The sequence below is a fragment of the Clostridium mobile genome (assembly GCF_018918285.1).
GTDB classification, from domain to species: domain Bacteria; phylum Bacillota; class Clostridia; order Clostridiales; family Clostridiaceae; genus Clostridium_AW; species Clostridium_AW mobile.
The window spans coordinates 1,084,634-1,108,487 of record NZ_JAHLQF010000002.1; the positions used below are offsets into that span (position 1 = coordinate 1,084,634).

Annotated in this window: 24 protein-coding genes and 1 other annotated feature; of the genes, 22 read left to right on the forward strand and 2 right to left on the reverse strand. The window is 29.9% G+C overall.

The features are described from left to right. The first annotated feature begins 2 nt into the window (after positions 1–2). From KQI86_RS11375 to KQI86_RS20520, 15 genes are all read left to right on the forward strand, one after another. The gene (locus KQI86_RS11375; protein ID WP_216439454.1) at positions 3–500 is read left to right on the forward strand and encodes a PRC-barrel domain-containing protein; all 498 of its coding nucleotides are present in this window, start codon (positions 3–5) and stop codon (positions 498–500) included. Then, positions 497–1,516 (forward strand): AI-2E family transporter, encoded by a 1,020-nt coding sequence (locus KQI86_RS11380; RefSeq protein ID WP_216439455.1) that lies wholly within the window; start codon positions 497–499, stop codon positions 1,514–1,516. Before KQI86_RS11375 ends, KQI86_RS11380 begins: the two co-directional genes overlap by 4 nt. Before the next feature lie 75 nt (positions 1,517–1,591). Next, positions 1,592–1,766 (forward strand) — a binding site (T-box leader). A 70-nt stretch (positions 1,767–1,836) separates the two neighbouring features. Next, positions 1,837–4,476 (forward strand): alanine--tRNA ligase, encoded by a 2,640-nt coding sequence (alaS, locus tag KQI86_RS11385; RefSeq protein ID WP_216439456.1) that lies wholly within the window; start codon positions 1,837–1,839, stop codon positions 4,474–4,476. Between the two features lie 77 nt (positions 4,477–4,553). Beyond that, on the forward strand, positions 4,554–4,805 hold the full coding sequence (locus KQI86_RS11390) for an IreB family regulatory phosphoprotein (protein WP_216439457.1): 252 nt from the start codon (positions 4,554–4,556) through the stop codon (positions 4,803–4,805). A 56-nt stretch (positions 4,806–4,861) separates the two neighbouring features. Next, positions 4,862–5,275, forward strand: a complete 414-nt coding sequence (gene ruvX / locus KQI86_RS11395) for a Holliday junction resolvase RuvX (RefSeq protein WP_216439458.1) — start codon at positions 4,862–4,864, stop codon at positions 5,273–5,275. A gap of 19 nt (positions 5,276–5,294) precedes the next feature. Next, positions 5,295–5,564 (forward strand): DUF1292 domain-containing protein, encoded by a 270-nt coding sequence (locus KQI86_RS11400; protein WP_216439459.1) that lies wholly within the window; start codon positions 5,295–5,297, stop codon positions 5,562–5,564. 127 nt (positions 5,565–5,691) lie between these two features. After that, entirely contained in the window at positions 5,692–6,141 is a 450-nt protein-coding gene (locus KQI86_RS11405; RefSeq protein ID WP_216439460.1) for a Fur family transcriptional regulator, read from the forward strand. A gap of 19 nt (positions 6,142–6,160) precedes the next feature. Beyond that, positions 6,161–7,828 (forward strand): ribonuclease J, encoded by a 1,668-nt coding sequence (locus tag KQI86_RS11410; protein ID WP_216439461.1) that lies wholly within the window; start codon positions 6,161–6,163, stop codon positions 7,826–7,828. Between the two features lie 18 nt (positions 7,829–7,846). Beyond that, a complete protein-coding gene (locus KQI86_RS11415; RefSeq protein WP_216439462.1) occupies positions 7,847–8,197 on the forward strand; it encodes a YlbF/YmcA family competence regulator in 351 nt (116 codons plus the stop codon). 123 nt (positions 8,198–8,320) lie between these two features. Then, positions 8,321–10,144: a translational GTPase TypA gene (gene typA / locus KQI86_RS11420; protein ID WP_216439463.1), complete on the forward strand. Its 1,824-nt coding sequence runs from the start codon at positions 8,321–8,323 to the stop codon at positions 10,142–10,144. Between the two features lie 14 nt (positions 10,145–10,158). Then, positions 10,159–11,166 (forward strand): endolytic transglycosylase MltG, encoded by a 1,008-nt coding sequence (gene mltG, locus KQI86_RS11425; protein WP_216439464.1) that lies wholly within the window; start codon positions 10,159–10,161, stop codon positions 11,164–11,166. A gap of 20 nt (positions 11,167–11,186) precedes the next feature. Beyond that, positions 11,187–11,840 (forward strand): O-methyltransferase, encoded by a 654-nt coding sequence (locus KQI86_RS11430; protein ID WP_216439465.1) that lies wholly within the window; start codon positions 11,187–11,189, stop codon positions 11,838–11,840. Beyond that, positions 11,833–13,056, forward strand: coding sequence for a peptidase U32 family protein (locus KQI86_RS11435; protein WP_216439466.1), 1,224 nt, complete (start codon positions 11,833–11,835; stop codon positions 13,054–13,056). Before KQI86_RS11430 ends, KQI86_RS11435 begins: the two co-directional genes overlap by 8 nt. 30 nt (positions 13,057–13,086) lie before the next feature. After that, positions 13,087–13,713 (forward strand): uridine kinase, encoded by a 627-nt coding sequence (gene udk, locus KQI86_RS11440; RefSeq protein WP_216439467.1) that lies wholly within the window; start codon positions 13,087–13,089, stop codon positions 13,711–13,713. A gap of 61 nt (positions 13,714–13,774) precedes the next feature. Further along, a complete protein-coding gene (locus KQI86_RS20520; RefSeq protein WP_343216165.1) occupies positions 13,775–15,394 on the forward strand; it encodes a peptidoglycan D,D-transpeptidase FtsI family protein in 1,620 nt (539 codons plus the stop codon). A gap of 44 nt (positions 15,395–15,438) precedes the next feature. Here KQI86_RS20520 and KQI86_RS11450 read toward each other — a convergent pair whose 3' ends face one another. After that, positions 15,439–15,717: a DUF4491 family protein gene (locus tag KQI86_RS11450; protein WP_216439566.1), complete on the reverse strand. Its 279-nt coding sequence runs from the start codon at positions 15,715–15,717 to the stop codon at positions 15,439–15,441. Between the two features lie 190 nt (positions 15,718–15,907). Here KQI86_RS11450 and KQI86_RS11455 point away from each other — a divergent pair, with 190 nt between their 5' ends. The 5 genes from KQI86_RS11455 (at position 15,908) to KQI86_RS11475 (ending at position 20,526) form a co-directional block, all read left to right on the forward strand. Then, positions 15,908–16,108 carry a hypothetical protein gene (locus KQI86_RS11455; protein WP_216439469.1) on the forward strand — a complete coding sequence of 67 codons (201 nt, stop codon included), beginning with the start codon at positions 15,908–15,910 and terminating at the stop codon, positions 16,106–16,108. A gap of 207 nt (positions 16,109–16,315) precedes the next feature. Then, positions 16,316–17,647 (forward strand): MATE family efflux transporter, encoded by a 1,332-nt coding sequence (locus KQI86_RS11460; RefSeq protein ID WP_246582746.1) that lies wholly within the window; start codon positions 16,316–16,318, stop codon positions 17,645–17,647. Positions 17,648–17,894: 247 nt separating this feature from the next. Further along, positions 17,895–18,596: an RNA polymerase sporulation sigma factor SigK gene (sigK, locus tag KQI86_RS11465; RefSeq protein ID WP_216439471.1), complete on the forward strand. Its 702-nt coding sequence runs from the start codon at positions 17,895–17,897 to the stop codon at positions 18,594–18,596. A gap of 95 nt (positions 18,597–18,691) precedes the next feature. Further along, positions 18,692–19,465 carry a shikimate dehydrogenase family protein gene (locus tag KQI86_RS11470; RefSeq protein WP_216439472.1) on the forward strand — a complete coding sequence of 258 codons (774 nt, stop codon included), beginning with the start codon at positions 18,692–18,694 and terminating at the stop codon, positions 19,463–19,465. A 5-nt stretch (positions 19,466–19,470) separates the two neighbouring features. Next, on the forward strand, positions 19,471–20,526 hold the full coding sequence (locus KQI86_RS11475; RefSeq protein WP_216439473.1) for a type IV pilus twitching motility protein PilT: 1,056 nt from the start codon (positions 19,471–19,473) through the stop codon (positions 20,524–20,526). 44 nt (positions 20,527–20,570) lie between these two features. Here KQI86_RS11475 and KQI86_RS20395 read toward each other — a convergent pair whose 3' ends face one another. Beyond that, a complete protein-coding gene (locus KQI86_RS20395) occupies positions 20,571–20,702 on the reverse strand; it encodes a hypothetical protein (RefSeq protein ID WP_281417250.1) in 132 nt (43 codons plus the stop codon). 402 nt (positions 20,703–21,104) lie between these two features. On the opposite strand from KQI86_RS20395, the gene KQI86_RS11480 reads away from it, so the two are divergent. Together KQI86_RS11480 and ftsA are read left to right on the forward strand one after the other, a co-directional pair. Continuing rightward, positions 21,105–22,385, forward strand: coding sequence for a glycosyltransferase family 2 protein (locus KQI86_RS11480; RefSeq protein ID WP_216439474.1), 1,281 nt, complete (start codon positions 21,105–21,107; stop codon positions 22,383–22,385). 171 nt (positions 22,386–22,556) lie between these two features. Next, positions 22,557–23,831 carry a cell division protein FtsA gene (ftsA, locus tag KQI86_RS11485; RefSeq protein WP_216439475.1) on the forward strand — a complete coding sequence of 425 codons (1,275 nt, stop codon included), beginning with the start codon at positions 22,557–22,559 and terminating at the stop codon, positions 23,829–23,831. Positions 23,832–23,854: the final 23 nt, after the last annotated feature.

A 23,854-nucleotide genomic window follows, 5' to 3' on the forward strand; every position in this document is an offset into this window, starting at 1 on the left:
AGGTGTATAGAAAAAAAGACTTTTTATTTATGGATGTCTTTGATATAAAAGGTAAGAATATAGGATGCATAAAAGATTTATTAGTGGATTTTAATAAAGGAGAAGTTCTAGGATTCTCTATTATTTCCTACAGGATTTTTCAATCATCTCAATACGTACTAAAGGAAGATATTATATCCTTTAATAAATATATGGTGGTATCAAAATGCAGAAAAGGATCTTTAACTCAACTAAGTCACGTTAGATTAATGGATGTGATTGACCTAAATGGAAATATAATAGGAACATTAGAAGATTTAATTTTTGAAGGAAACAATTTTATTATAAATGGTATAGTGCTGTGGACAGGTTATTTAACAAGTCTAATTTATGGAAAAAAAGTTTTGCTAGTTAAAGATATGCTATTGGGTGATGACTCAATACTTTATTTTGGTAATAAGGATACATTATCTTTTTCAAATATACCTAAGACCTTGGTATTTAAGAATATAAAACAATGAAGTTAAACATTATTAAATATAAAAATATAATCATTATATTAGGAATTGTTTTATTCTTATTGCTATTTAAATTTGAAATCACTAGGCAAATATTTTTTATTTTATTTTTGTCCTTCATATGCTCCTATATATTAAGACCCTTATACCGAAAATTAATCTCTATTGGAATTAATAAAAGTTTTGCAGCATTTTTGCTGATCATTGGATTAATTTTAATATTAGTAATAAATATAGTATTTTTAATCCCTGCACTTATGAAAGAAGCCTCAAATATTGGAGGGGCAATATATCAGTTAGAAGAAATAATAAATGGAATCTACAATAAAATAAAGCCTGTAAAAAACAATAGATTGTTTTATAATGCATTGCAAAATTTATATTTAAAAGCAAATTTAGCTGTGGATAATATATTTAATAGTATATTTGAGAAAACTTTAAAATTTGGGGAGAGCTTTTTTGCTCTCAGTTTGGTCCCCATATTAGCCTATTACTTTTTAGTGGATAGTAAAGATATATATAAAGTGTTTATAACTCTATTTCCCTTAAAGAGCAGAAAAGTTTTTAGAAGGATATTAGAAGATATAGATAAAATTTTATCCAGATACATAGTAACTCAGGTAATACTATCAATAATAATTTGGGTAATAACTTTTATTTTATTAGTTTCATTAAAAGTTCAATTCCCTTTTGTATTATCTTTTTTGAATGCTTTTTTCAATATAATACCTTATTTTGGTCCAGTATTTGGGGCTTTACCGGCAATTGTAATTGCACTTTTAAAATCACCTTATACAGCACTTTGGACTGCAATAAGTTTTTATTTATTACAGCAACTAGAAGGGAATATAATATCCCCTAAGATTATAGGAGATAATATTAGTATTCATCCATTAGTAGTAATAGTATTGCTATTGCTAGGAGGAAAACTTTGGGGATTTTTAGGTATGATATTAGCAATTCCTATAGGAGTAATAATTAAAGTGATATACGAAAACTTAAATTACTATATTTTTTAGTAAAGAACAATCATAAATAAAGTTCAAGTATTGACATAAAAGAGTTTTTTATTTATAATCTTTATCAAAATGAATAATTTGGCTGTGAAAAAAAGGAGTAGATATTTTTTGCTATAAAGAGAGGAAGTGGATGGTGAGAACTTCTTAGCATAGATATTGAACGCTGTTTTGGAGCCATAATATTTTAAAGAGATATGAGCATTGGCTTATATAAATAGGGTGGTACCACGGATAAGCTTTCGTCCCTTGAATTCGAAGGCTTTTTTTGTTGCGTAAAATTTAATTAAGATCAAAATATATAAAATACGGAGGAGATATTTATGAAAAAGATGGGCTTAAATGAACTAAGAGAAGCTTATTTAGAGTTCTTTAGAAGTAAAGAACATTTAACACTACCTAGTTTTCCATTAGTACCTAAAAATGATAATAGTTTATTATTAATAAATGCTGGTATGGCACCATTAAAACCATACTTTACAGGAGTTCAAGCTCCACCAAAGAGTAGAATAGCTACTTGTCAAAAGTGTATAAGAACTGGAGATATAGAAAATGTAGGAAAAACATCAAGACATGGTACTTTCTTTGAAATGTTAGGGAACTTTTCTTTTGGAGACTATTTTAAAAAAGAAGTAATTCCATGGGCTTGGGAGTTTGTAACAGAGGTTTTAAAATTATCTAAAGATAAATTATATGTAACTATATATTTAGATGATGATGAAGCTTTTGAAATATGGAAAAATAGTACGGATATAGATCCAACTAGAATTTTTAGACTAGGTAAAGAAGATAATTTCTGGGAAATAGGCCAAGGTCCATGTGGTCCATGTTCTGAAATTCATTTCGATAGGGGAGAAGGAAAGATTACCACAGTAGAAGAGTTTTTAAAGGCTGCAGATGAAGATAGAGTAGTGGAATTTTGGAATTTAGTATTCACACAATTTGATAAAGATGAGCTTGGTAACTATAATAAATTGGCTCATCCTAATATAGATACTGGAATGGGCTTGGAAAGAATTGCAACAATAATGCAGGGTGTAAATAGCATTTTTGAAGTAGATACAATAAAAGCTATATTAGAAGAAATAAGTAAAGTATCAGGTATAGAATATGGCAAAGATAGAAATAATGACATTTCCTTAAGGGTTATTACAGATCATATTAGAAGTGTTACTTTCATGATTGGGGATGGAATATTACCATCAAATGAAGGTAGAGGATATGTTTTAAGAAGATTACTTAGAAGAGCTGCAAGACATGGTAAAATTTTGGGAATAGATCATATTTTTCTACATCAAATATGTGAAACTGTTATTTTAAACTCTTATGGTGCATATCCAGAACTAAAGGAAAAAGAAGATTATATTAAAAAAGTTATAAAATTAGAAGAAGAAAGATTTGGAGAAACCATAGATGCTGGAATCCAAATATTAAATGATTATATCGAAGAGATAAAGAATAATAATGAAAAAATACTGTCAGGAGAAAAAGCATTTAAGCTTTATGATACCTATGGATTTCCTTTAGAATTAACAGAAGAGATTTTAGAAGAAAAGGGAATTAAACTTGATATAGACGGATTTAATAAGGAAATGACTGAACAAAGAGAAAGAGCAAGGGCTGCAAGAGAAGAATCCAACTACATGGGATTAGAAAATACTATATTAAATAAGCTTCCAAAGGAATTAGAAACAGAATTTGTAGGATATACTAAATTAGACGTAGAGTCGAAAATAACTTTTATGGTTGTAAATGATAGAGCTGCTACTTCTATAATGGAAGGTGAAGAAGGGGTAATTATAACTGAAAAAACTCCTTTCTATGCTGAAATGGGAGGCCAAGTAGGAGACGTAGGGTTCATAATAGGAAAAGAAGGAAAAGCGGAAGTTTTAGATTGTAAAAAGAATTTAGCTGGAAAAACCCTTCATTTCGTAAAAGTTATTCAAGGAAAATTAGAGAAAGACGAAGAAGTTAAATTAGCAGTTGATGATATTAGAAGAAATAACATAAGAAAAAATCATACAGCTACTCATATTCTTCATAAAGCACTTAAAGAAGTGTTAGGGGAACATGTACAGCAAGCGGGCTCTTATGTTGATGAGGAAAGATTAAGATTTGATTTTAATCATTTTACAGCTTTAACAGAAGAAGAATTAAAAAGTATTGAAAAATTAGTTAACAACAAAGTAATGAGTGTATTAACTGTAAAAACTGATATAATGACAATAGAAGAAGCTAAAGAAAATGGTGCTATTGCATTATTTGATGATAAGTATAAGGAAGATGTAAGAGTTGTATGCGTAGGAGAATTTAGCAAAGAGCTTTGTGGAGGAACCCATGTAGGCAATTCAGGGGAGATTGGACTATTTAAAATTATCTCTGAAACAGGAGTTGCAGCAGGAATTAGAAGAATAGAGGCTTTCACCGGAATAAGAGCAATAGATTATATGGAAGAAAAAGAAAATGTAATAAAAAATCTTTCACATATATTAAAATGCGGAGAAAAGGATATAATAAATAAAGTAAATGCGCAAATAACTGAAATGAAGATTAAAGACAAGGAAATGAATGAATTAAAAAAACAATTAGCTAGTGGTGCTGAAGATGAACTCTTAAATAATTTAAAAGAAGTAAATGGAATCAAATTAATCTCAGGTGTAATGGAAGATATAGATGGAGATGCATTAAGAGATTTAGGAGATAAACTAAGAGATAAAATAGGAGATGGATTAGTTTTACTTGGTAGCATAAACGAAGGTAAGGTGCAATTTTTAGCAATGGCTTCTAAAGGTGCAGTAGCTAAAGGCGTACACTGTGGTAAGATAATAAAAGAAGTTGCAACTGTTGCTGGAGGCGGCGGTGGAGGCAGACCAGATATGGCACAAGCAGGAGGAAAGCTACCAGAAAAAGTTAAAGAAGCTATACAAAAAGGAGAAGAGTTGTTAGCCAATTTATCAAAATAGTATACATTTTTACAATAATACTATATAATATATTTAAACTATTCATTTCTTACATATAGTAAGCGGGGTGAGATATGATGGGAAATGATCATACTATACAATTTGACGTAGTAAGAAATAAAGAAGATTTAACAAAACAAATACTAACAGAAGTGTATGCTTCATTAAAGGAAAAAGGATATAATCCAGTAAATCAAATGGTAGGATATTTAATATCTGGAGATCCAACGTATATTACAAATTACAATGGAGCAAGAACTATGGTTAGAAAATTAGAAAGAGATGAGATTCTAGAAGAGGTATTAAAAAGCTACTTAAATATTAAATAAAAATGCCTTAAAAGGCATTTTTATTTTTAAATCGTACATAACAAAAGGAGATGGCTATGAGAATTTTAGGTCTTGACGTAGGAGACAAAACCATAGGAGTTGCTATAAGCGATCCATTAGGATTTACAGCTCAGGGAATTACAACTATCAAAAGAAGAGGAATTGAAAGAGACATAGAAGAGATTAAGTCGATATGTTCTCAATATGATGTAGAAAAAATGGTAGCTGGGTTACCTAAAAATATGAATGGAACTTTAGGACCTCAAAGTGAGAAGGTAATGGAATTTTGTGATATACTAAAAGAGAGTCTTTCAATAGAAATTATTATGTGGGATGAAAGACTTACTACTGTAGCAGCTCATAAGATAATGCTGGAAGCAGACTTATCAAGAGCCAAAAGAAAAAAAATAGTAGACAAAATAGCAGCTACCTATATATTGCAAGGATATTTAGATAGCATATTTAAATAAATTTTAGAGGAGAATTACTATGGAAAATGATGTAACTACAATTGTATTAACAGATGAAGAGGGAGAAGAAATTGAGTTTGAAGTCCTTACAAAACTCGATATAGAAGAAAATGAATATGTAATAGTTGTACCGTTAGGGGAAGAGACAGATGAAGCAATAGCTTTAAAAGTTGAAAAAGACGAAGATGATAATGATATATTAATAACCATTGATGACGAAGATGAATTCGCTTTAGTAGCTGAAGCATATGAGGCATTATTTTCAGAAGACAATAATGAACTAAATTAAAATAATAAAAAGCTATGTGAGCTCAACATAGCTTTTTATTATTTTATTAAATGATTATCAATTGACATTGATTATATTTAATAGTTATAATAGACTATGATATATTTTTATGAAATGGGGTATTAACATGGGAGAAAATTCTTATACTCAAATAGATAGATTAAAGGATATTTTAAAGGATAAAGGTTATAAGTTGACACCTCAAAGAAGAGCTATAGTTGATATAATAATTAAAAATCAAGGAAATCATTTAACTACGGAAGAATTATATAATCTTGTAAAAAAGGAATGCCCTGAAATAGGGTTAGCTACTGTGTATAGAACGGTATTGTTATTAGAAGAAATGGGTATAATAACTAAATTGGATTTAAATGATGGTTGTAGCAGATATGAGTTAGTGAACGAAGATGAAAGTCATCACCATCATCACCTTATATGTACAGATTGCGGTAAGGTCATAGAAGTTGAAGGTGACCTTTTAGAAACTTTAGAAAATGAAATAGAATTAAAATATAAATTTCAAATAAAAGATCATAGTTTAAAATTCTATGGTTTATGCAGTGAATGCTCAAAATAAAAAATAAAGGAGGGAAAAGATGAGGAAGGAAAAAGACAAAGTAAGAATTATTCCATTAGGTGGAGTAAATGAAATAGGAAAAAATTTAACAGTAATAGAATACAAAAATGATCTAATTGTCATAGACTGTGGATTGAAATTTCCTGATGAAGAAATGCTAGGTATTGACTTAGTTATACCGGATGTTAGCTATATTGCAAGACATAGAGATAAAGTTAAAGGAATATTTTTAACCCATGGTCATGAGGATCATATAGGTGCACTTCCTTATATATTAAAAGAATTAAACGTTCCAGTGTATGGTACAAAGCTTACACTAGGTATTTTAGAAACAAAATTAAAAGAACATAACCTATTGAGCAGCGTTAAACTTAACTGTATTAAACCTAGAGATTTCATAAAATTGGATGATATTTCCATAGAATTCATAAGAACTAGTCATAGCATTGCAGATTCAGTAGCAATTGCTATCCATACGCCTGTAGGAGTTATACTTCATACTGGCGACTTTAAGATTGATTACACCCCTATTGATGGATGTGTAGCGGATTTAGCAAGATTTGCGGAGCTTGGAAAAAAGGGTGTAACAGTAATGATGGCTGATAGTACAAATGTTGAAAGACCGGGTTATACCATGTCAGAAAGCACTGTAGGAGAAGCTTTCGAAGACATATTTGCTACAGCAAAAGGTAGAATTATAGTAGCTACCTTTGCATCACACATACATAGAATTCAGCAGGTAATAAGTGCTGCTAATAAATATGGTAGGAAAGTAGCCTTCTCGGGAAGAAGTATGGAAAATATAGTAGAAGTGGCAAAAGAATTAGGGTATATTGATGAGGCTAGTGAAGTGATAATTGATATAGACTTAATAAATAAATACCCTAATGATAAAATAGTTATTATTACCACAGGAAGCCAGGGGGAACCTATGTCAGCACTTTCAAGAATGGCTGCTTCAGAGCACAGAAAGGTAAACATCATCCCAGGAGATATGGTAATAATCTCAGCTAACCCTATTCCAGGTAACGAAAAGCTTATATCCAAAGTGATTAATCAGCTTTTCAAAAAAGGTGCAGAGGTAATATACGAAACTTTAGCAGATGTTCACGTTTCAGGACACGCTTGCCAAGAGGAATTAAAACTGATGCATACTTTAGTAAAACCTAAGTTTTTTATACCAGTTCACGGAGAATATAGACACCTGAAACAACACGTTGAGTTAGCTGCAAAATTAGGACTACGTCCTAATAATGGAATAATTGCTGAAAATGGAGACGTGATAGAAGTTACTAGGGATTCAATAAGAAAGAATGGCACGGTACCTTCAGGACATGTATTTGTAGATGGACTAGGAGTTGGAGATGTTGGTAATATAGTATTAAGAGATAGGAAACATCTATCACAAGATGGTATATTAACAGTAGTTGTAACAATAGAAAGAGAGTCAGGCTCTGTAATCGCAGGTCCGGATATAATATCAAGAGGATTTGTTTATGTTAGAGAGTCAGAAGATTTGATGGAAGAAGCAAGAAACATAGTAAGAGATGCCTTAAGAGAATGTGAAGAAAAGCATATTACAGAATGGGCAACCATAAAATCAAATATAAAGGAATCTCTTAGAGTATTTTTATATGAAAGAACTAAGAGAAAGCCAATGATATTGCCAATAATAATGGAAATCTAATTTTAGGGGAGGATTACTATGAATATTTATGACAAAGCTCATGAACTTGCTAAAACTCTAAAAATTTCGCCAGAAGTTGTTGAATTAAGAAATGCAGGTAAAAAAATTGAAACTAATGAAACAAACAAACAAATGTTGAACGACTTCAGAAAATTGCAATATGAAGCTTATTCCGAGCAAATAAAAAATGGTAAGCTATCTTCAGAAACTGAAAACAAATTAAATAGCCTAGGATCAATAATATCAATGAATCCAGACGTTGCTGCCTATATTCAGGCAGAAGCAAAGTTTGGAGTTATATGGGAAGATATTATGAAAATATTGAATGATGCAATAGATATTGATTTAACTTTTGGAATAGGAAAATAATTTCCGTAAAGTTGACTTTTTTTCTCTAAAATATTAGAATGGATATTAACGACAAAATTCAATTGGATACTTGGAAGTATCCAATTTTTTTGAGAAATTTTACAAAAAGATGGAGGAACAAAAATGAATTTATACACAAGAGAAGATATAAGAAATATAGCAATAATTGCTCACGTTGATCACGGAAAAACTACGCTGGTAGATGCAATGTTAAAACAGAGCCATATCTTCAGAGCAAATGAAAAAGTGGAAGATAGAGTAATGGACTCAAACGACTTAGAAAAGGAAAGAGGAATTACTATTCTTTCTAAAAATACTTCTGTTGTACACAAAGGAGTTAAGATAAACATAATAGATACTCCAGGACACGCAGATTTTGGTGGAGAAGTAGAGCGAGTTCTAAAAATGGTAGATAGTGTTGTACTAGTAGTAGATTCTTATGAAGGACCAATGCCACAAACTAAATTTGTATTAAAAAAGGCGTTAGAACTAAACTTAAAGCCTATTGTTGTAATAAACAAAATTGATAGACCAGATGAAAGAGCTGCAGAAGTATTAGATGAAGTTTTTGATTTATTTGTAGAATTAGGAGCATCAGATGAGCAATTAGACTTCCCAGTGGCTTATTGTTCTGCAAAAAAAGGTATAGCAAAAGCAGAATTAAATGAAGAAAGTGATAACATGGATCCGCTATTTGATGTTATAATTAATAATGTAAAGGCACCGCAGGGTTATATAGACAAGCCGCTACAAATGTTGATTTCTAATATAGATTCAAATGAATACGTAGGAAGAATAGCTATAGGTAGAATTGAAAGAGGGACCATAAGAAAGAATCAGCAAATAGCTTTAATTAGAAAAGACGGAAAAATAGATAATGTAAAAATAAGTAATTTATATGTATTTAATGGACTTAAGAGAGAGGAAGCAGAGGAAGCTAGTTTTGGTGATATAGTTGCAGTTTCAGGTATATCAGATATAAACATTGGTGAAACTTTAGCAGATAAGGATGAACCTGAAGCACTTCCATTTATACAAATTGATGAACCTACTTTAAGTATGTATTTTTTAGTTAATGATTCACCTTTTGCAGGAAAAGAAGGAGAATATGTAACTTCAAGACATTTAAGAGATAGATTGCTTAAAGAAGTGGAAACCAATGTTAGTTTAAGGGTTGAAGAAACAGAAACAGCAGATACTTTTAAAGTAAGTGGAAGAGGAGAATTACATCTTTCAATTCTTATTGAAACTATGAGAAGAGAAGGTTATGAATTTCAGGTTTCAAAACCAACAGTAATTTATAAAGAAGTAGATGGTAAACTCCATGAACCTATAGAAAACTTAACTATAGATGTACCAGAAGAGTTTATGGGAGTGGTTATGGAGAAGCTGGGACCAAGAAAAGCGGAAATGGTTAATATGACTTCTGCTGTAAATGGATATACAAGGCTTGAATTCAAAATACCAGCTAGAGGACTTATAGGCTTTAGAGGAGAGTTTATGACTGATACTAAAGGAAACGGTATAATGAACCATGTATTTAGTGATCATGAACCATTTAAAGGGGAGATACCTGATAGAAGTAGAGGATCTTTAGTGGTATTTGAAACTGGAACTTCTATAACTTATGGACTATATAATGCACAGGAAAGAGGTATTTTATTTATAGAGCCAGGAACTGAAGTTTATCAAGGTATGATAGCAGGGGAATGTTCAAGGGGAGAAGATATTGAAGTTAATGTTTGTAAAAAGAAGCATTTGAGTAATACGAGATCCTCAGGATCAGATGACGCTTTAAAATTAACGCCTGTAAATCCTATGTCACTAGAAAATTGTTTAGAATTTATAACTTCTGATGAGCTTGTAGAAGTAACTCCAAAAAGTATAAGAATGAGAAAAAAAATTCTTAATCCTGAGTTAAGAAAGAGAGCTAGTAGGAAGAAATAAAATGTGGAGGTAATATGAAAAGAAAGGGTTTTATAATCTCTATAATTTTACTTTTATCAATAGCTTTTCTAGGTTATTTTTATTATAATTCTATTGTTAAACATCCTTTTAAAGGACAGGGTAAGGAAGTAGAAATACTTGTTAACAAAGGTGATAGCTTATATAAAGTATTAGATACACTAAAAGATGAGGGAGAAATAAAAAACTTACTATTTATTAAAGCTTACATTAAACAAAATAAATTAGACACTAATATAAAGCCTGGAGATTATGTTATTGATTCAGATGTTACTCTAGAAAATTTAATTTTAGACTTAAATAAAGGTCTTTATAATAAGAATCTAGTAAATGTAACTATACCAGAAGGATACGACATAAGTAAAATTGGAGATGTATTAGAAGAAAAGGGCATAATAAGTAAAGAAGATTTTATAAAGGGAATAGAAGCATATCCTTTGCCTAAGTATATCAAAGAAAAGGGTAATAGAAAGTATGCTATGGAGGGGTATCTATTCCCAGATACCTATATGCTGGCTAAAGATATGAAGGCAGAAGACATAATAGATATTATGCATAATAGATTTAATAAGGCATTAAATGAGCTAAGAAAAGACTATAGAATAGATGATGATAAAATAGATACAATAATAACAGTAGCATCTATGGTTGAGAAGGAAGCTGAAGTGGACAGTGAAAGAGGAAAAGTAGCTTCTGTATTTTATAACAGAATGAATAAGAATATGAAAATGCAATCCTGTGCTACGGTTTTATACGCATTAGGTGAGCATAGAGAGAAATTATATAATAAAGATTTACAGGTTAAATCACCATATAATACCTATATTGTTGAAGGGTTTCCGCCAGGTCCCATAGCAAGTCCAGGTATGTCTTCTATAGAAGCTGCTTTAAAACCTGAAAAAACTAATTATTTGTTTTTTGTATCCTACAATGACGGAACACATTTTTTTACGGACAATTATAATGAATTCTTAAAAGTAAAGGAAAAAACTCAAGGAAATTAGAAAGTCACCAGGAGGATAATATGAGCGGTATTACTTATGACTACATGGAAGAATATTTAAGGGGATTGATAACTGAAGATAGAATTCCGTTATTAGAGCTGGAGAAATATGCTTTAGAAAATAATGTTCCTATAATTCAAAAAGAAGTTAGAAAATTTTTAGAGGTGATATTAAATATAAAAAAACCAAAAAAAATTCTAGAACTTGGAACTGCTATAGGGTATTCTTCTATTCTTATGGCAATGAATCGCAAAGAGCAATGTAAAATAACCACTATAGATAGAGATGAAACTATGATAGAACTTGCTAAAAAAAATATTGAAAAGTATGGTTATAGTGACAATATAAATATAATTCAAGGTGAATGTTTGGAAGTTTTAGAAAAATTAGATGACAAATTTGACTTTATATTTATGGATGCTGGAAAAGGTCATTATAATCACTTTCTTCCTCATTGCTTAAGAATGTTAAATGAAGATGGAATTATTGTAGCAGATAATGTATTGTTTAGAGGAATGATAGCCTCAGATGATCTTGTAAAAAGAAGAAAAATTACTATAGTAAAAAGAATGAGAAATTTTCTAGAAGAGGTTTCAGGAGATGATTTTCTAACTTCCATAATTCCTATGGGAGATGGAATAGCGGTTATAACAAGGAGGAATAAATATGAATAAACCTGAAATATTAGCCCCTGCAGGCAATTTAGAAAAATTAAAGACAGCTATTTTATTCGGAGCAGATGCTGTATATTTAGGAGGAAGCAAATTAAATTTAAGAGCTTTTGCTGATAATTTTTCTGATGAAGAATTAAAAGAAGGAATAGAATTTGCGCACAGCAGAGGAAAAAAAGTATATGTAACAGTAAATGTATTCCCTCACAATGAAGATTTAGAAGGATTAGATGAATATTTAATTCAATTACAAGACTTAAATGTAGATGCTATATTAGTAGCTGACCCAGGAATAATAATGACAGCTAGAGAGGTAGTACCAAATCTAGAAATACATTTAAGTACTCAGGCCAATAACGTCAATTGGAAATCAGGGTTGTTTTGGTACAATCAAGGGGTTAAAAGAATAGTTATGGCTAGAGAATTATCTATAGAAGAAATAAAAGGAATTAGGGCTAAACTACCTGAAGATTGTGAAATAGAAGCTTTTGTTCATGGCTCCATGTGCATGTCCTATTCAGGAAGATGTGTTATTTCAAATTACATGACTGGAAGAGATTCAAATAGAGGACAATGTGCACAACCTTGCAGGTACAAGTATAATGTAGTTGAGGAGAAAAGACCAAATCAATATTTCCCTGTATTTGAAGATGAAAGAGGAACATATCTTTTCAATTCAAAAGATTTATGTATGATTAAGCATATACCAGAATTGGTTCAATCAGGAATAAATTCTTTAAAAATAGAGGGTAGAATGAAAAGTTCCTATTATGTTGCCGCTGCAGTAAAATCTTATAGAGAGGCTCTAGATAGTTACTTTGAAAATCCAGAAGAATATACATTTAAAGAAGAGTGGATGGATAATCTCTTAAAGACTAGCCATAGAGAGTACTATACAGGATTTTATCTTGGGGATAAAGACAGCATTGTATATGAGAGTTCATCTTATATAAGAGATTATGATATAGTTGGTATAGTAAGAGGATATGATGAATCTACAGGAGAGGCTATAATAGAGCAAAGAAATAAATTATTTGAAGGAGATGTTGTCGAAGTATTAAGACCTACTGGAGACAATTTTAAGGTTAGACTTCAAAATTTAAGAGATGAAAAGGGAAATAAAATAGATGCTACCCCAGTAGCTCAGATGATATACAAGGCAAATGTAGATAAATCATTAGAAGAAAATTATATGCTTATTAAAAGCAAGGATGAATAAGCATAATTCAAGGGGGAGAAGTTTTACAACATGAGAAAGCCAGTTTTAATAGGTATAACAGGTGGAACAGGTTCAGGCAAAAGTACAATTGCTAAAGAGATTTATAAAAAGTTCAATGAGGACTGCATAGCTATGATTGAACAGGATAGCTACTATAAAGACCAAAGTAATCTTACTCTTGAAGAAAGGATGAAAACTAACTATGATCATCCAGATGCTTTTGACAATGAATTATTAGTAGAGCATTTAAAACAGCTATTAAGAAATGAAGTAATAAATAAGCCAATATATGACTTTGAGAAACACAATAGAAAAGAAGAAACTGTAAAAGTTTATTCAAAGGATATTATAATTGTTGAAGGTATATTGGTATTAGAAGATAAGGCATTAAGAGATATGCTTGATATTAAAATATTTGTAGATACAGATGCAGATGTAAGAATAATAAGAAGGCTTCTAAGAGATATGAAGGAAAGAGGAAGAACAGTAGATTCAGTTATAAATCAATATTTGGATGTGGTTAGACCTATGCATATGCAATTTGTTGATCCAAGCAAAAGATATGCAGATATAATTATTCCAGAAGGCGGACATAACAAAGTTGCTATAGATGTAATTGTTGGTAATATAAAGCAGTTATTACAATACGGTAAATAAAACAGAAGAATAGAATACCTCATTTTGGCTATAATCATAGTTGAAAGTGAGGTGTTTTTTTGTGCGCAGAGACAGAGTAAAGTATATATTTTTAGTTTTTATAATTTGTTTTATATATTTATTTGCAAGGGTATTTAATTTACAATATAAAGAAGCTGATGAATTAAGTGTTATAGCAGATTCTCAATATACTCAAAAGGAATGGGTGGAGGAGCTTAACTATAAATTGTTAGATTATAGTGGGAAAGACCTATTAGAATATAATATAAAGTATAATGCTGTCATACTTCCAAGTACATTTATAAAAAATAATACAGAGTCGGAAAAGGAAGAGATGCTTAAATTACTATATATATTAAAAAATTATGATGAAGAATATGATTTAACAGAAGGTAAAATAAATAATATAAGCCAAAAATTATATTTTCCTATAGATAAAATAACTTATGAAAAACTTAAAAGAATTAAAGGGGTAAAGGGGTTTTATGTTTATTCATATGAAGAAGTGGATAGAAGTGAAGGATGGAAAATAGAAAACTTAATAACTAATACAAGAAATATAGTTGATAATTCATTTAAAAAAGAAAATAGTTTAGAAATGTTTTTAAACAATAAGGTAAAAAATAATAAAAGGCCTTCTAAAGAATTCATATTAGACATGGATGGCAACATAAGTAGTAAGGAAAATGAAAAAGATTATTTAAATAATAAAAACATTATGCTCACTTTAGATAGGGATTTTCAAGATAAAATAAGAGAAGTTTTGAATAGTAAATATAATAAATATGAGCAAATTGGTGTGGTAGTAATGGAGAGTGAAACAGGTAACATAAAAGCAATGGTGCAAAAAAATGACAAGTTACCTAATGTAAATATAGGTGCTGAAACATTGAATGGTTTTTTTCCAGGGTCCATTTTTAAGACCATAATACTAGAAGGAATACTAGAGGAGGGAAATATATCTCTAGATGATAAAATGACCTGTAGAGGACTTTACGAGGGAGGTAAAGACAAAAAAAATCCTGGGCATGGCACTTTAAGTGTTGAGGATGCTTTTGTAATTTCTTGTAATGATGTATACTCTCAACTAGGAAATAAATTAGGGGGAGAAAAAATATTAGAACTAATAGAGAAACAAAATATACTTTCCAAGGTGTTAGGCTTTGAAAGAGAACAAAGTGGAGCTTTAGAGAAGAAAGAATTAAAAATTGAAGATGGAAGTTTAGGTATTACAGCTATAGGACAAAATATAAGAATGACACCAATTCAGGCTATTGGAATAGTAAATACCATAGTAAATGATGGAGTGTATATAAAGCCTAGGCTTGTAGAAGGATTAGTAAATAAAAATGGAAGCATATATGAAAAGATGGAGAGTAGTAAATGGCAGGTTTTTTCAAAGGATACAGCCACTAAAATGAAAAGAGCAATGAATAGAGTTGTAAATGAAGGTACTGGAAGAAGTGCTAGGGTAGAGGGGATAGAAGTTGGTGGGAAAACCGGTTCTACAGAAAGAATAGAAAATGGAGAAAAATATTCTGATGGATGGTTTATTGGATACTTTAATAAAGATAGCAAGTATTATTCTACAGTTGTATTTGTGAAGGGAATAGATAAAGACAATGAAAGTGGAGGTAGCACTGCATCACCAATATTCAGTGATATTGTAAAAATAAAATAAAAAATTCCCTCCCGTATATACCATTTTAGGTAGGGAGGGGATTTTTATTTTTTAGGAAACCAGCCCTTTTTTACTCTTTCACGTTGCTGTATAAGCTCGTGAATTCCCCATAAGAAAGTCACCCCAACAATTCCAAGAGAGCCTGATACTAAATCATTTTTAACTATGAAAGATGAAAGAGTGCATAAGATTCCTACTATGAGAAATAATGGCCACAATTTAATTCCAAAATGATATTCACCTTTAATAACAATAATGTGTCCTAGACCAGTTGAAATTAACATAACTAGTCCGATAATTAAACCATAAAAATTTAAAGTCATTGCTATTTCACCTCGATTCAAAAGTGTATATTATATTTATTATACATTCAATAAATTAGTATTAAAACCTATTTATAGGCAAATTGTTATAAATTTTATCATACTTTAAAAAACAGAACATATGTTTGATTTTTCGCGAAAAGAGTAGTATAATAATCTTATAGCTCAATATGAATCAGAGGTGTTAAAAATGTATGATTACGTATTAAGAACATCTTTAACAGAGCATAAGATTATTGACATAATGTATTTAAAAGGTAATGAAATTACACAAAGAAAAATAAAAGTCATTAAAATCAACGATAATAATATAGAAGCGTATTGTTATTTAAGAAATAATATAAGACACTTTAAAAAAGAAAATATACTTGCTGCAATGTATACCAACTAGCATGTATTTTCAATTAAATAAAAGATAAATTTTAGAAAATACATATCTGAATAATCTTATAATATGGTATACTTAAATTAGACATTTTTTTAGCAATACAACTATAGGTAAGGTATATTTATATCAAAGACAGCTTTTTATAGTGTTTATATGACATAATTTTACTTTATCTTAATTTTAAAAAGGAGCAAGTTTATGAAGGGAGATATGACAAAAGGGAGTGCATCAAAGCTACTTGTATCTTTTGCAGTTCCTATGATGCTTGGAAATATATTTCAACAATTGTATAACACTGTTGATTCTGTTATAGTAGGGAGATTTGTAGGAAAAGAAGCATTGGCGGCTGTTGGTGTTGCCAATCCAATTATGTCCATTGTAATTTTCTTTATTGTAGGAATTTGTATGGGTGCTTTGGTGCTTATGGCAGAATTTTTTGGTGCAGAGGAGAAGGACAAACTAAAGAGAGAAGTATCTACATCGCTGATTATTGGAACAATATTTACTTTAGTGTTATCTATAGTGAGTATAATGTTGTCGAAAACTATTCTTATATTAACTCAAACTCCTGAAAATATAATCAATGATGCGGATGCATATCTAAAAATAATATTTATTGGACTTATATTTTCTTTTTTATATAATTTTTACTCTTCAGCCTTAAGAGCAACTGGAGATTCAAGAACTCCTGTATTTTTTTTGGTTATTTCAGCAATAATTAATGTTATTTTAGACATTGTTTTTGTGGTGGTTTTCAATTGGGGCGTAGTTGGTGCTGCAATTGCAACTGTTGTGGCGCAGGCAATATCAGCGATACTTTGCATACTATATATTTATTTCAAAATACCAATATTGCGTCTTAAAAGGAATGAATTAATTGTTGATAAAGGGCTTTTAAAAGCAACTATAAATTACAGTTGGGTTTCCGCTACACAGCAAACTTGTTTATATGTTGGTAAATTATTAGTACAGGGAGTGGTTAATTCTTTTGGAACAAATGCAATTGCTGCATTTAGCGCTGTTACAAGAATAGATGCCTTTGCATTGGCACCAGGAGGCAGTATTGCCGACGCTGTTACTACATATACAGCTCAAAATAATGGTGCAGGAAGACAAGACAGAATAAAGGAAGGATATAAGAAAGGTAATGTAATTATTATTGTATACTGCTTTATTGTAACTACACTTATTTTCTTTGGAGCTGACATAATAATGAAGTTTTTTGTGTCGGAATCTGAAAGAGAGGTTATTTTAATCGGCGTTGATTATCTAAAAACAATGTCATTATTTTATGTAGTTTCAGGACTTTGTAATGTGTTCCAAGGATTATTTCGTGGAGTGGGAGAACTACGCGTAACTTTATTTGCTACCCTTCTTCAAATATCTATTAGGGTTGTTCTTTCCTATATGCTTGCACCTTATTTAGGTGTAACAAGTGTCTGCTATGCAGTTATTATAGGTTGGATATTTATGATTTGTTATGAAGGAATGGCATATAGGAAATATGTATATAAAATTAATCAGGTTTCCTTGAAAGAGTAAATTAAAAACATTTATATTAAAATAATGAATTGAAATAGAAATCCCTAGGATTAATCGGGGATTTTTATTTCGCATAGAAAAATAAGTAAATATTTAAAAGAAAAATTAAATACTAGAAACAAAGAAATATATATGAAAAGCTAAATTGCATTGATTTTACTAACTTGTAAAAAAAATATAGGTAAATAGGAACTAAAATTACAGTTTTTGAATAATATAATAATAAGCACTATTTGGAGGAACAAATGTGTTATTCATTAATAATTTACTAAACCTATTAAGTGATAGTATTTTACTAACTGCCTATGTAAGTGGAAGAAATTCCTTTCCCCAACCCTTAGATGAAAAAGAAGAGGAATACTATTTAACTAAATTAAAAGAAGATGGAGATCTCAATGCAAAAAATATATTAATCGAAAGAAACTTAAGATTAGTTGCTCATATAGTGAAGAAATATTCCTATCCAGGAAAAGATATGGACGACTTGATTTCTATAGGGACCGTAGGTTTAATTAAGGCCATCGATTCATTCAATACTAATAAAGGAACAAGACTTGCTACTTATGCCGCTAAGTGTATTGAAAATGAAATATTAATGTTAATTAGAAATAATAAAAAGACTAAGGGAGAAGTATATCTTCAAGACCCTATAGGTGTTGATAAAGAAGGCAATGAAATATCTCTTATGGATGTGCTTAGCTATGAGGAAGATTCTATAGTAGAGATGGTAGAGCATAAAATACAGGTGAAAAAATTGTATAATAAAATATGCAATTGTCTCTTAGAAAGAGAAAGATCTGTTATTGAAATGAGATATGGACTTGTAGATGGTAAACCTAAAACTCAAAGAGAAATAGCGGTAATATTGGGTATATCAAGATCTTATGTATCTAGAATTGAAAAAAGGGCATTAAAAAAACTTTACAAAGAATTAAACAATAAGGTATAAAAATGTATTAAGCACTAGCAATTCTTGTAATTTTATTATAAAATTAAATTGGTAATAAAATATAATTAATGAATAGTATACCATAGGAGAAAAAAATGAAATATACTGGACTTTTAGGAAAAAATATAGGGTATTCTCAATCTCCTCAAATTCATAACAATTATTATAGAATTAACAATATTGACTTTTATTATAAAATCTTTGATATTGATGAGAAAGATATATCAGATTTTATAGATAATCTCAAGGAAAATGACATACTAGGTTTTAATATAACTATACCCTATAAGAGAGTAATATTGAACTACTTAAAAAAAGTAAAATATCCTGCAGATAAAATAGGAGCAGTTAATACAGTGGTTTTAACTGAAGAAGGATTAGTAGGATACAATACAGATTATTATGGTTTTTTAGAAAGCTTAAAAATAAATGAAATAAATTTATATGATAAAAAAGCTCTTATAATTGGTAATGGAGGAGCAGCTAAATGTGTTTATGAAGCACTTGTAACTTTAACCTTAGGTAGTATAGATATGGTGAGTAGAAGTATTATTAAAGATAAGGATGAATTTAAAAATATTAATAAATTTTTAATCTTAGGAGAAGAAAATGATTATTCGCCTTACCATATAATAATAAATTGTACACCAGTGGGTGGAGAAAATTATAAAGATATTTCACCAATAAATCTTGGTGAAATTAATGAAAATTTAATAATTTATGATTTAAATTACTCGCCAAGTAAAACTAAGCTATTAAAAGAAGGAGAGCTTCTAGGAGCTAAAATAATTAACGGAGAACTCATGCTTAAATTACAAGCGTACAAAGCAATAGAAATTTGGAAACAACATAGGTTAGAGAGGAGATAATTAACTTGGTATCTTTAAATAGTTTGTTAGAAACCACAATCAAAGAAAAGGCGTCTGATTTACACATCACTGTTGGTGTATCACCAGTGATTAGGGTAAATGGTGATTTGAAAAACATAGGAGAGGACAAATTAACCCCAATAGAGACTGAAAAATATGTTAGAGAAATTTTAGGTGACTTATATGAAGAATATATGCTGAAAGGTGAAATTGATACATCTTTTTCAGTATCTGGACTAGGAAGATTTAGGGTAAATGTTTTTAAACAACGAGGCAGTGATGCGGCTGCAATAAGAGTAGTAGGACTTAAAGTTCCAACAATAGGAGAATTGAATTTACCACCAGTGATAACTAATTTAACTAATAAACAAAGAGGATTAGTATTGGTAACTGGACCTACTGGTAGTGGTAAGAGTACAACTTTAGCAGCAATGATAAATGAAATTAATTCTAACAGAGCAGCTCATATAGTTACACTAGAAGATCCAATAGAATATTTACATAAGCATAACAAATCCATAATCAATCAAAGAGAAATAGGTAAGGATAGTAAAAGTTATGCTAATGCACTAAAATCCGTTTTAAGAGAGGATCCAGATGTTATACTAGTAGGAGAAATGAGAGATCTTGAGACTATTTCTATTGCTCTAACAGCTGCAGAAACCGGTCATTTAGTATTTTCAACCCTTCATACTATAGGAGCAGCTAAGACTATAGATAGAATTATAGATGTTTTCCCTCCTTATCAACAGCAGCAAATAAAAATACAACTTTCTGCAGTGTTAAAAGGAGTAATATCACAACAATTAATTCCAAGAGCTGATGGCAATGGAAGAATTGCTGCATTTGAAGTTATGGTTTCTACTCATGGAATACAGAATTTAATAAGAGAAGGGAAGACGCATCAAATAGAGTCTTCAATACAAACAGGTGGGAAATATGGAATGAAAACTATGGATATGTCCATATCTGAAATAATAAAAAAAGGACTTATAAGTAAAGAAGATGCTATTGCGTATTCTGTAGATAGAGAAATGTTAAGCAGATTAATTAATTTATAAGAAATAAAAAAGAGAGGTAGTTAGAACTATCTCTCTTTAATTTGTTAAAATACAGTATAATCGTACATCTTTAAACAATATTGGTTGTAGAGCTTGTTTATTTTTTGACTATATAAATATTTTCGTACTTTTTTATTGTTAACCATTTTTATATTTTTTTTACTATACTTTCTCATAATTACCCCTCCTAATTTCTGAAAATAAAGAAATATGAAGGGTCTACCAGAAAGATTCATCTTTTTTATGCAATTTTCTTAAATCTAAAAAATATATAGAATGAAAGTATCTCATCGTTTTAGCCCCCTTTAATGGCGCCATGGAATGGATATTTATTTACTTATATGATATCATATATAATTGAGAAATTCAAAGTTGATAATATTGCATAATGAGTTACTTATTCACACCTATTTTTTATATATTTAAATGATTATTATTTTCTTCAATGTTCCTATTAAATCCTTAAATTTAGCTATATGTGCAATAATTATTTAATTAATTGTAAATAATTAATGCATATATATAGTAATTATGAAATTTTTGTGCTAAAATAACTGTGAATTAGGGGGGAATATTAAATGGAAATTATAAATAGCTTAATTCTCGAAGTATCAAAAGTAGCAACCTATATAGTATACATAATTTCTATGTACTATTTGTTTATTTCCTTTTTCGGATTGTGGAGAAGAAAGGATGAAGAGGAAATTCCGCCGAAGAAGAGCTTCGCGTTAGTAATCGCAGCTCACAATGAAGAGATAGTTATAGGCAACACCGTTCAAAGTTTATTGGACATAGATTATCCACGAGAGTTATATGACATATATGTTATAGCAGATAATTGTACAGATAGAACAGCACATAGAGCTAGAGAAAAAGGTGCTTTTGTCTATGAGAGGAATAATATCAAAAAAGTGGGTAAAGGATATGCTTTAGAATGGATGTTTGATAAACTATTCAAAATGGATAAAAAATATGATGCTGTAGCTATTTTCGACGCTGATAACTTAGTACATAAGAATTTTTTAAGAGAAATTAATAAAAAGATGTGCAAAAATTATAAGGTGGTTCAAGGCTACCTTGATAGTAAGAATCCTGTAGACACCTGGATTACTGGCAGCTATTCAATTGCATTCTGGACATCAAATAGAATGTTCCAACTTTCAAGAAGCAATTTAGGATTGTCAAATCAGCTGGGGGGTACAGGATTTTGTATCGACATAGATGTGCTTAAAGAACTAGGATGGGGAGCTACATGCCTAACAGAAGATTTAGAGTTTACTTGTAAACTGGTGCTAAACGGTTACAAGGTAGGATGGGCTCATGATGCAATAATATATGACGAAAAACCGCTAACATTAAAACATTCATGGGCTCAAAGAAGAAGATGGATGCAAGGTTTTGCTGATGTATCCCATAGATATTTTTTTAAGCTAATAAAAAGGTCAATAAGAAAATTTGATTTTAAAGCATTAGATTGTGCATTATATACTATTCAACCAATAGTTATAATATTAACTGGTTTTTCAATGGTGGCATCAATCTTTAATTATTTAGTAAGAGCTTATAACTTAATGATTAATTTTAATACACATATAAATATTTATTCTATGAACTTTAAATTAGTGGCGTTACTTGGTATATTGGTATCAATTATGCAATTTATTTATACACCTTTCATATTGCTATTGGATAAAAAATTAAGCCCTAAAATATTTTGGTATTACTTAATTTATCCTATATATACAATAACTTGGTTACCAATATCAATTCAAGGTATTTTAAGGAAAAATGATAAGGTATGGAGTCATACTCCTCACACGAGGGATGTACACATTAATGAACTAGAAAAAGCCAATTAAAAGAAAGATTTCATAATCTTTCTTTTTTCGTTAAAAAATATGTATATTAATGTATATATTTTTTAAATAAGGCTGAAATATAGGTTAAATTTTTTTCTGCTTTTAGAGGAAAAAACTCTTTTTTGTTGAATATATAACTTAACGGTTCTCTTTAAGGAGGTTGTGGATAACATGAATGAATATGTAGTAGGAATCGATATAGGATCTTCAAAAGTGTGTGCAGCAGCAGGTAGATTAGATAGAAACAATAAAATTCAAATTATTGGTATTACTTCAACTCCTTGTAGTGGTTTAAAGAGAGGTATAGTAGTTGACATAGATAGTACCGCTGATGGGATAATAAAAGCTTTAGAACAGCTCGAAAGAATGATTGATTCTAAAATTAAAGACATTTATATTTCTATTTCAGGAGAAATTTGTGAAATTACTTCTAATAGAGGAGTGGTAGCAGTTTCGGCTGAAGATAGAGAAATAACAAAAAATGACGTTGATAGAGTATTAAAAGCAGCTAAAATTATTTCAGTTCCATCCGATAAAGAGATAGTAGGTGTAGTGCCTGAACAATTTGTTGTAGATGGATATGATAATATTACAGATCCAGTTGGTATGTGTGGGATGAGATTAGAGGTAGATGCGCAAATAATAATGTGTCAATCTACTATAATTAGTAATCTGTTTAAGAGCATCAACAAAGCTGGATTTCAAAGTAAAGGAATAGTTTTTCAGCCAATAGCAACTGCTTTAGCTGTTATGAACAGTGAAGAAATGAAAATAGGAACTCTTTTGTTAGATATTGGAGCTGAAACAACAAACATATCAGTGTTTAAGGATAATAAATTAGTATTAAATGATAAATTACCTTTAGGCGGAAACACTATAACAAATGATATATCACTTTGTTTAAAACTTCCTCAATCAGAGTCAGAAAAAATTAAAATTAAATATGGTAACATTACGGACGCTTTTGATAATGAGGATTTTAAAATTAAAATTAATGCTAACTATGATAGTATTGTAGAGGTTAGCAATAATTTATTAAATGATATAATTGCTGCAAGAATTGAAGAGATTATGTATTTATTAAAAAAGAAATTGGACTTACATGGTTATTTAGAAGAAATTTCAGGTATAGTCGTAATAGGGGGAGGTATAAGTTTAGTAAAAGGTAGCATTGATATTTGTAGAGAAATTCTAGGAAAACCTGTTAGAATAGGAATTCCAGAATACATTGGTGCAGAAAACACAATGTATTCATCTGCTATTGGAGTTGTAAAAGACGTAATAAGTTCAGGAAAAGTAGATTTCAAAGAAGAAAAAATAACTAAAGAAAAAAAGAAAAGTGATGTTAAATCTATTTGGAATGATGAAGATGATGAGGATAATGATGAAGAAAATGATGAAGGATTCTTCTCTAAAATAAAAGATTTTTTTACAGACTTTTTTTAATATGAATTAAGGGAGGTATTATT